Genomic DNA, 3,084 nt, shown 5'->3' with positions numbered 1-3,084 from the left:
ATGTGGCGCGGTGCGCTTTCAGCCGCGTCAAGACTACCAACTGCTCACTGGCATGCTGCTGCACCCGCACTTGCGCGGGACGGGGTTAAGCCATCAACTGCTCGACGCCGTCCAGCCCGTATTGGCGCAGCGTCCAAGCTTTTGCTTGGCATTTCGACCATTGACCGCCTTATACGCGCAACACGGTTTCAGCAGTGTGGACACACAAGCCCTGCCAGAGGAATTGGCAGCGCGATACCAGAGCTACTGTCATAGCGGTAAAGACTTAGTCGCGATGAGATACACACCTAAAGCGTGATATTTACAACAAAGCTACGCGCAGTGATCCATGACTTGATCTAATTTCTGGWATAATTCAGGGTTTAGCATCAAACCGCTCGACTCTGGCCGTCGAACAAAAAGAGGTAACAATGGATTCAGCGAACGCAAATCGGCAGCTTATCGACCGCCTGCCTACCATTGCGCACCAGCCAGACAATCTCGAAACCTTATTAGATGCCGTCTCGTTTAGAGAGCGCTTGCTCTGTGAAATAAAAAAGGCGAAATCCAGGATTTACCTCGTCGCCTTGTATCTGCAGGATGATGAGGCTGGACGTAGCGTGCTTGATGCGCTTTATGAAGCGAAGCAGGCCAATCCTGATCTTGATATCAAGGTATTAGTCGACTGGCATCGTGCACAACGAGGGCTGATCGGTGCTGAACAGTCTGATGGCAATGCAGGATTATATCGCGCCTATGCCGAGCGTTACCCGCATAAAATAGAGGTACTCGGCGTACCAGTCAGAAACCGAGAGGTGTTTGGCGTCCTGCACCTAAAAGGCTTTGTGTTTGATGATAGAGTGCTTTACAGCGGCGCTAGCTTAAACGATGTTTATTTAGCGCAACATAATAGATATCGATACGACCGCTATCATGTGCTCAACAATAAAGCGCTCGCCGACACCATGGCAGACTTTATTGTTAATACCCTGACAGCAGATAGTGCGGTCAATTGCCTCACCTCGCCAGACCGACCCAACAGCAAAGCACTTAAGCCGAGTATTCGTGAGTTTCGCACCCAGCTGCAGCGTGCGAGCTATCGCTATGATGATGAGCCTCTCCGCGAGGATCAAGTCGGGCTAACCCCTATGGTCGGATTGGGTAAGCGTAAGAACAAGCTCAACCGCTATATCTGCCATTTGATTGCCAGCGCGCAAAAAGAGTTGGTGATTTGCACTCCTTATTTTAATCCGCCACGCAGTGTCGTCAGAGAAATTCGTCGTGCACTACGCCGAGGCGTGACGGTGAGCATCATTGTTGGCGATAAAACCGCCAATGACTTTTACTCGCCGCCAGAGGCACCGTTTAAGACCATTTCGGCACTCCCCTATCTGTATGAAGTCAACCTGCGCCACTTTGCACGTCGTAACGAAGCGGCGATTGCCAAACGCCAGTTAAACATCCATATTTGGAAACACGATGACAACAGTTTTCACTTAAAGGGAATTTGGGTCGATCGCCAATACATGTTGCTGACAGGTAATAACCTGAATCCACGCGCATGGAAGCTAGACTTAGAAAACGCCATCTTGATTCATGATAAGCATCAGCAACTCGAAGCGCAGAAACAGAAAGAAGTCGACAAAATTCTGGCACACACTCAGTTGGTCGGCAGCTATAAACAGATAGAAAAAATGGAAGACTATCCAGCCCCAGTCAAGCGTCTGCTCAAGCGGATAAAACGGGTTAAGGCCGATCATTTACTCAATCAGATACTCTAGGTGATGATGCAATGAAACAAGCCAAAATTGCCGCGATTGATGTGGATGCGCAATGCACCTTCACGCCGCTTTGTCCTGATGAATTGCCTGTGCCAGAGGGCGACACCATCGGGCAGGCTCTGAACCAGCAGGCGGCGTTGGCTGATTTACGTATACTGACCAAAGATGCACATCCTACTAATGCGGTCTGGGTCGTCGACGATCCCGCGGATATGTTTCAATCGTTGCCACACAAAAACGCTGACCTTACTTGGGTCAAGCATGCTGTGCCCGGTACCAAAGGATTTGAAACTCTCGACGGCTTGCCTTCCGTTACCGATTACGACTATGTGGTTTGGAAAGGCATCGAGCCTGACCTTCACCCCTACGGTGCGTGCTTTCATGATATTGAAGAGAAACTCAGTACGGGCTTGATTGAGTGGCTACACAGCCAAGCCGTAGAAACCGTGATTGTCGGTGGCTTGGCAACCGATTACTGCGTCAAAACCACGGCTATCCAATTGAAAAAGCGCGGCCGCTTTGACGTCATTGTTAACCTCGCAGCATGTCGCGGCATTGACCCCAGCACGGTATCATCTGCTTGTGACGAGATGGTCGCTGTCGGCATTCGGCTCGTAGATAGCCAAATCGCATTAAGCTGCTTACTTCCGCGTTAATTCGTATCGCAGCAGCACATGATTGCTTGCTGCGATCTTGCTTATATAGCCTTTAGGATCGCCATATTAGTTAATGACCGGTTTATTAAGGCCAATTCCTACAACAAAAAAAACTAACCGAATGGTTAGTACCTCATATTTTAGTTCATCAACGTTTTACGCATATCTACTTTAATAATTATATTGCGATCTATAGATCGAGAATTTTGCTGCGAGATACGCAGTCTTATTAGACTCTCAAGATACAAAAAAGCCCCGACCGTTAGGTCAGGGCTCTGTATTTTCTCATCAAAGTCTTACATATCATTGCTTTGATGCTTAAATGTTTGCTAACTAAAGCCCAATATTAAGCTCTAATTAGGTTATCTTGTTTGATGCGATGAGGGTGTTGAATCGAGACGCGCAGTGTATGCCAATACATGAGCATCATCGTTATCAAAAGCATCGAGCAATCAGCAAGATAAGCGTTTTTGCCTTCAGATTTTTCCAAAAATCTGAAAACAAGAAAGCAAGCCTGGCGATGTCCTACTCTCACATGGGGAGACCCCACACTACCATCGGCGCTGCTTCGTTTCACTGCTGAGTTCGGCATGGAATCAGGTGGGTCCAAAGCGCTATGGTCGCCAAGCAAAATTTGGTGTGTCTTCACTTTTCAGTCAAAACACGAA

Annotated in this window: 3 protein-coding genes and 1 rRNA gene; 3 read left to right on the top strand and 1 reads right to left on the bottom strand. The window is 48.3% G+C overall.

Translation table 11 applies throughout. From position 1 onward, the window contains the following. The 3 genes from BZG14_RS15640 to BZG14_RS14950 form a co-directional block, all read left to right on the top strand. The coding region (locus BZG14_RS15640) for a hypothetical protein (RefSeq protein WP_077609119.1) at positions 1-298 on the top strand (298 nt) is incomplete at its 5' end. Positions 299-410: 112 nt separating this feature from the next. Continuing rightward, positions 411-1,760 carry a CDP-diacylglycerol--serine O-phosphatidyltransferase gene (pssA, locus tag BZG14_RS14955; protein WP_077609118.1) on the top strand — a complete coding sequence of 450 codons (1,350 nt, stop codon included), beginning with the start codon at positions 411-413 and terminating at the stop codon, positions 1,758-1,760. Between the two features lie 11 nt (positions 1,761-1,771). Next, positions 1,772-2,416: a nicotinamidase gene (locus BZG14_RS14950; protein WP_077609117.1), complete on the top strand. Its 645-nt coding sequence runs from the start codon at positions 1,772-1,774 to the stop codon at positions 2,414-2,416. 512 nt (positions 2,417-2,928) lie between these two features. Here the strand turns inward: BZG14_RS14950 and rrf are convergent. Continuing rightward, positions 2,929-3,044, bottom strand: a 5S ribosomal RNA gene (gene rrf, locus BZG14_RS14945). Positions 3,045-3,084 lie beyond the last annotated feature (40 nt).

The organism is Salinivibrio sp. IB282, assembly GCF_001995685.1.
GTDB lineage: Bacteria > Pseudomonadota > Gammaproteobacteria > Enterobacterales > Vibrionaceae > Salinivibrio > Salinivibrio kushneri.
This window is presented reverse-complemented; position numbering and strand designations above follow the sequence as displayed.